Origin of the sequence: Thiorhodospira sibirica ATCC 700588 (assembly GCF_000227725.2) — a bacterium.
Lineage (GTDB): Bacteria > Pseudomonadota > Gammaproteobacteria > Ectothiorhodospirales > Ectothiorhodospiraceae > Thiorhodospira > Thiorhodospira sibirica.
The window spans coordinates 1,633,509-1,636,354 of record NZ_MU255056.1; the positions used below are offsets into that span (position 1 = coordinate 1,633,509).

The following is a 2,846-nucleotide window of genomic DNA, read 5'->3' on the forward strand; positions in this document are numbered from 1 at the left end:
CAGTGGATGATTGCCGATGGGTTATGGCAGCCCAGACAACGCAAACAGGCCCGCATCCATAGGGCGCCTGATGGCCCTGCGCTTCGTGCCCGCCGAGACCACCCAGGTCTACATGGAGACCCTACAGCAATACCTGGATCAGCACGGACGTCCGGTGGCCCTCTACTCAGACAAACACAGCATCTTCCGTGTCAATCATCCTGAGCACGACGGGGAGCTGACCCAGTTTTCCCGCGCCCTCAAGACCCTCGACATCGCCGCCATTCATGCCAACACGCCTCAGGCCAAGGGGCGGTGGAGCGGGCCAACCAGACCCTGCAAGACCGTTTGGTCAAGGAGCTGCGCCTGCGTGAGATCTCGGACATCGACGCCGCCAACGCCTTCCTCCCCCACCTTCATGGCCGACTTCAACGCCCGCTTCGCCGTCGAGCCACAAAGCCCCCAGGATGCCCACCGACCGGTGCTGCACAGCCTCGAGGAGCAGGCCCTCATCCTTTGCATGCACCATACCTGTAAGCTCTCCAAGAACCTTTGCTTCCAGTTCAAGAACCGGGAATATCAGCTTCAGGGACAGGGCAAGGGCTACCGCCTGCGGGGTGCCACCCTCACCGTCTGCGAGGCCTTCGACGGCACCATCACCCTCCTGCACCAGGGGCACATCATGCCTTACCGTCTGTTGGCTGAGGGCGAACCGCCCACACCGCTGGATGATGAAAAAAGTGTCCACCACAGCGTCGACCAGGCCAAGGCAAAACAGACCGCCAAGCCAACCTACAAACCGGCGCCGGACCACCCTTGGAGAGGTCGGGGCAACATCACTCCGGCACCAGCCCAAACACCATAACCACGCATTCTACGGGGGACACTTCTGCTTTGCACAAAAGGGGACTTTTCTGAATTGGGTTGACAGCGCGTATTTGGCGACTCCAAGGTTCGCTACCGAGGCCAAGCGAAGAATCGCAACCGTTTTTACGGGCTGGCTGGCTTGACGAACCTGATGATCGCGCAGAAGTTGTTACCCGCATAGGGTTACTACGCCCGAAATCCGTCGATTAGGCGGTTTTCGGGCCAGAAAGCCGCGCACAATGGCCGAAATATGACCATAAATCGCAGTCAAATGATGCTGAGAAGCATTTGCAATAATGGCGTGGTTTCAAACCAGCGTTATTCAGACCTTCCTTAGCTGATACGTCGCAATGTTTCAATACAATAGTCATACCAGGTGTTAAAGCTATCAGTAAAAAAGCAGTCGAAATTATAGTTTTATTGTAACCACTCAGGCTAGGTAGCACTTTTTGATCACTTGCAAAACAATTTTTTACAATAATTTCTTCGAAAAAGCTTTAATTTTTTTTGTGGTTCATGACTGTAAATTACTGATTTATATTCAATTTTAAATTTTACGCATTAAGCATTAAATTTTTAAAATTCCCTAATATTTTAATTACATAATATAGCCTGAGTAGTTGCGTTTTGTTTTCAATATAAAAGGTTAAAAACCCCGTCTTTAGACGGGCAGATTTCATCTTCAGTCCTTAGCTGATAAGGTAGGGCATCCAGCAGAATCAGCCATGGCACGGGAGGAACGGTGAATTATCGATATGGCAGCCATACCGTTTTCAAAATTGAGTATCACTTTGTCTGGGTTGCGAAATATCGCTACAAAGTTCTAGGGGGCGTTAACAATTACTAATTTATGTGCCTAATGTAGCATAACGGGATTTGGAGGGATAACGAATGCCCCGACTCATGCTGCGAGATGACCCATGGGAGAGACTTGAACCGCTTCTCCCCTGGCAAAGTAACCGACTGCGGTGTGACCGCCAAAGATAACCGCCGCTTTATGGAAGCGGTCCTGTGGATCGCGCGCACCGGGGCGCCTTGGCGGGATCTGCCGGAATGCTTTGGACGCTGGCACACGGTTTACATGCGATATAACCGGTGGTCGAAAAAGGGGGGTTGGCAACGCATTGCCGAGACGTGGGCCGATGCTCCTGATCTGGAGGCGCTGATGATGGACGGCACTATTGTCAGGGTTCATCCGCAGGGCGCATCAAAAAAACGCTCAGGACACCGAGGCGATGGGCACGTCGCGAAGCGGATTGAGCACCAACATCCATGCATCTTTCGATGCCTTGGGCAACCCGGTGCGGCTGATTCTCACCCCGGACCAGGCCTGTGAATACAGTGTGGCTCCGGCGTTGCTTGAAGGTTTTGCCCGTAACGCGGGACGGGGTGACAAAGGCTACGATGCGACTGCGCCGAGAGACATCATCCGAGCGGTGGGGGCTGAACCCGTGATTCCCCCCAGGAAGAACCGTTTGGATGTCATCCAGGTTGACTGGCACAGCCATAAAGACCGCAACCTTGTCCAGCGGTTTTTCTAGAACATCAAAGCATTCACACCAATCGCCACGCTCTATGAGCGGCTGGCACGGAATTATCCGTCGCTACTGTGTCTCGTGTCAGCCTTCGTTTGGCTGGCTTGATTGTTAACGCTCCCTAAGCATTTACGTAAATGGAGAGCATGATAAAGAAAAAAGATTGATGATGTAGTTTTCGATTTTATTGAAAACATGGATGCTCTTAATGAAAGCGCACCATTAGTATTATCTGTCGCTGCCATAATGGAATAAAAACTAACTAAAGCTCACGGATATTTCTTAGATAAATATGATGAAATTACCGAACAATATGAAGAAAAAAAGTTTACTCTGTGCCTGTTTATCGACAATATAGAGTCCGAAGGATTAGAGAAAAGTCGAGCAGTTTAAGAACATTAATTGATTTAATTACTCGTAATTTTTAGTTTATTATGTTAGTGAGTTTGACAGCTTCTTAGGAGC

At 50.5% G+C, this 2,846-nt stretch carries 3 protein-coding genes and 1 pseudogene; all 4 read left to right on the forward strand.

Translation table 11 applies throughout. The annotated features are described in order from the left end of the window. Nucleotides 1-70 precede the first annotated feature (70 nt). The 4 genes and pseudogenes from THISIDRAFT_RS07785 to THISIDRAFT_RS07800 all read left to right on the forward strand — a co-directional run bounded on the left by THISIDRAFT_RS07785 (nucleotide 71) and on the right by THISIDRAFT_RS07800 (nucleotide 2,387). A complete protein-coding gene (locus THISIDRAFT_RS07785; RefSeq protein WP_221913978.1) occupies nucleotides 71-844 on the forward strand; it encodes a hypothetical protein in 774 nt (257 codons plus the stop codon). A gap of 744 nt (nucleotides 845-1,588) precedes the next feature. After that, nucleotides 1,589-1,678, forward strand: a pseudogene (locus tag THISIDRAFT_RS07790) (IS200/IS605 family transposase); the annotation flags it as partial. Nucleotides 1,679-1,759: 81 nt separating this feature from the next. Continuing rightward, the gene (locus THISIDRAFT_RS15365) at nucleotides 1,760-2,182 is read left to right on the forward strand and encodes a transposase (protein WP_418896127.1); all 423 of its coding nucleotides are present in this window, start codon (nucleotides 1,760-1,762) and stop codon (nucleotides 2,180-2,182) included. Beyond that, nucleotides 2,082-2,387, forward strand: coding sequence for a hypothetical protein (locus THISIDRAFT_RS07800; RefSeq protein ID WP_221914051.1), 306 nt, complete (start codon nucleotides 2,082-2,084; stop codon nucleotides 2,385-2,387). The genes THISIDRAFT_RS15365 and THISIDRAFT_RS07800 overlap by 101 nt, the downstream gene beginning before the upstream one ends. Nucleotides 2,388-2,846: the final 459 nt, after the last annotated feature.